The organism is Micromonospora sp. NPDC023644 (genome assembly GCF_040640115.1).
Taxonomy (GTDB): Bacteria; Actinomycetota; Actinomycetes; order Mycobacteriales; family Micromonosporaceae; genus Micromonospora.
Genome location: NZ_JBFABA010000111.1, coordinates 1 through 2,751, shown reverse-complemented (window position 1 = coordinate 2,751; position 2,751 = coordinate 1). Strand labels below are relative to the sequence as shown.

The following is a 2,751-nucleotide window of genomic DNA, read 5'->3' as shown; positions in this document are numbered from 1 at the left end:
ACCGGACCACCCAATAGTCGGTCGGTGCCACACCCACCTGCATCTCCACGATTGCGGTCCGCCGGCCCACCGGACGACGGGGAAATCGCGAGCGACAGAAAATGGCGATTTCCGCGACTGCCGAACAGCGCGGAGAATCGGGCCACAATCGTTGCGGAAATACGGTACCGGCGGGCGACGTGGCGCCCCCGGCTCACCAGGAGACGACGGCGCGGAAGCGCACGTCCCCCTTCGCCACCCGGTCCACCGCGTCGGCTATCCGGGTCGCGGGGAACTCCTCGACCACCGGTGCGCAGCGGCCGGCGGCCACGAGGCGCAGGGCCTCCGTCAGGTACCGCAGCCCGTGGTGGGTGGCGCCGATGATGCGGTGCCGCTGCGCGAAGAACGGGCGGGCGCCGGGGGGCGCCAGGTCGAACCCGGCGGGCGAGTCCAGGCCCGTCAGGACCAGGCGGCCGTCGACCCGCAACCCACGCAGGCTCTCCGCGGCGCTGCGGTAGGAGCTGCCGGTGGCCAGGATGACGTCGGCGCCGCCCAGCTCGCGCAGCTCGGCGCCGTCGCCCACGACGGCGTCGGCGCCGAGGCGCCGGGCCGTGTCCCGCTTGTCCGGTGACCGGGTGACCGCGACCGTCTCGAAGCCGCAGGCGTGGGACAACTGCACGGCGAGGTGACCCACCGCCCCGATGCCCAGCACGGCGACCCGTTCCGCCGGCCGCGGTTCGCCCTGACGCAACGCGCTCCAGGCGGTGTACCCGGCGCACATCATCGGGGCGGCGAGTTCGTACGCGAGCCCGTCGGGCATCAGCACGGTGGCCTCCGCGACCGCCACCACGTACTCGGCCTGGCCGCCCGGCACCGTGAAGCCGGTCGTCCGGGGGGCCTGGCAGTTCAGCGCCGCCTGCCCGGACAGCGGGAGGTTGAGCCGGCAGTAGTCGCACCGGCCGCAGGCGCCCTGCACCCAGGTGACGCCCACCCGGTCCCCCACCCGGCGGGCGGTCACCCCCGCGCCGACCTCGACCACCTCGCCGACCGGTTCGTGGCCGGGCACCGCCGGGCTCACGGCGGGGAACGGGATGGCGCCCCGGGAGGCGAGCACGTCGTTGACGCAGAGACCCGAGGCGCGTACCCGGACCAGCACCTCACCGGGACCGGGGCGGGGGGTGGGCAGCTCGACGACTTCCCATCTGGCGTTGACTTCCGGGACGACTGCCGCCCGCATCCGGCACCTCCGTTTGTCCGTCGTGATGGCCCGGGCCGCCGTTCCGGGTGGGAACGGCGGCCGGGTGCCGGTACGCGGCCGGGTGCCGCGACCGGTGACGCCTCACCTGGCCGGCACGGCCGTGGCCAGCGAGGCCCTGTTGCGCCGGGCCGACCACTCCAGGTACCACTGGGCGGCCAGCAGGTTGAGCACGATGCCGATCCAGCTCGCCGTCTCGAGCAGCAGCGGCATGGAGGACGGCTCGAAGCCGGGAATGAACGGGATGGTGAGCACCATGACCCGCCCCTCGATGATCTGCATGCAGAGCGCGAAGCTGTAGATCATGAAGCGGCGGTGGCTGGCGTACTGCCGCCGACGGGCCATCCGCCAGCCGTACAGGGTCGCGGCCAGCCAGAGGAGCGCGCCGATGGTGTTGCCGACCGGACCCATCGCGAACGGCACGATCACCAGGGAGGTCAGCGCCGAGGGGATCACCCCGCCGAAGACGTACGCCCGGCCCATGAACCGGTGCACGGCGGGATAGCGCTGGCGGAGCCGGGGCCACACCTGGAACGGCACGGTCACCATCGCCACCGTGCCGAAGATGACGTGCGCGACCAGGAAGCCGTAGTGCCACGGGATGTCCCGGCGCAGGTTCTGCAGGCGGGCCTGGTCCGGGTCGAAGGTCAGGTACGGCGGCACGAACAGGAACACGAACGCGAACGCGAGCAGCGCGGCGGGCAGCACCCACGGGCGACGCCACCACGAGGGTCCACCGCGCGGCGTCGGTTCCCTCCCCTCGCCCGCCGGTTGCCGCGGGCGGTCCGGCATGGCCTCCGGGGGTGTGGACGCGTTCTTTACCGGAGAATGGGTCACAGGTGGGCCCCCTGTTGACGATGCAGTGTGGACGAGGTGTCACCGCCGGCCGGTGGTACGGCTCCCGGCGGCCCATCAAGGATGACGAAGTACGCCGGTCGGCACGCCTTCCAGATTGCGCGATTCCGCCGCCGGCCCGGGGGCGGCCGGGACCGGCCGGGGACCAGTCGGACGGCCCTGTCCGGCTGTCGCGGGCCACCGCCGTCGAGTGTCGGTGGTAACGTCGCCGTCACCTTCGGTGTCCATCAGCGACGGTGACGGACGGGCTCGTCCGCCGCGCGCCGGACCGGTCCCGGCGGTCGCCCCTCCGCGTGGTGGTGGGCCCCTCCGACCCGGCCCGGGACGGTGACGGCGGCCCCTCGGCCAGACACCCCGGACGACGGCGTCGACCGCGGCCGTGGCCCTGGTGGCGGCCGTCGCCGTGGCCCTGGTGGTGGAGGTGGCCGTGGTCGCAATGGTTGGCCGTGGCCGTGGTGGCGGCCTTGCTCGTGGGCGCGGCCGAACTGGGCGGTGCCGGCCGGACTGGGCGGCGCAGGGCGGACTGGGCGGCGCAGGGCGGACGGGGCGGCGCAGGGCGGACGGGGCGGCGCAGGGCGGACAGGCGGCGGAGGGTGCGGCCAAGCGCGCAATCGTGGAGATGCAGGTGGGTGTGGCACCGACCGACGATGAGGTGGTCAGGC

3 protein-coding genes are annotated in these 2,751 nt (G+C 74.0%); 1 reads left to right on the top strand and 2 read right to left on the bottom strand.

The annotated features are described in order from the left end of the window. Positions 1–193: 193 nt before the first annotated feature. Together AB0G08_RS30100 and AB0G08_RS30095 are read right to left on the bottom strand one after the other, a co-directional pair. A complete protein-coding gene (locus AB0G08_RS30100) occupies positions 194–1,216 on the bottom strand; it encodes an alcohol dehydrogenase catalytic domain-containing protein (RefSeq protein ID WP_358094344.1) in 1,023 nt (340 codons plus the stop codon). A gap of 102 nt (positions 1,217–1,318) precedes the next feature. Beyond that, a complete protein-coding gene (locus AB0G08_RS30095; protein WP_358094341.1) occupies positions 1,319–1,942 on the bottom strand; it encodes a DUF2306 domain-containing protein in 624 nt (207 codons plus the stop codon). Positions 1,943–2,468: 526 nt separating this feature from the next. Here AB0G08_RS30095 and AB0G08_RS30090 point away from each other — a divergent pair. Further along, on the top strand, positions 2,469–2,751 hold a 283-nt coding region (locus AB0G08_RS30090; protein ID WP_358094338.1), incomplete at its 3' end, for a hypothetical protein.

What these genes read in the sequence shown, in the direction of transcription:
- AB0G08_RS30100 (WP_358094344.1), bottom strand. Translation starts at nt 1,216, where the DNA reads ATGCGGGCGGCAGTCGTCCCGGAAGTCAACGCCAGATGGGAAGTCGTC.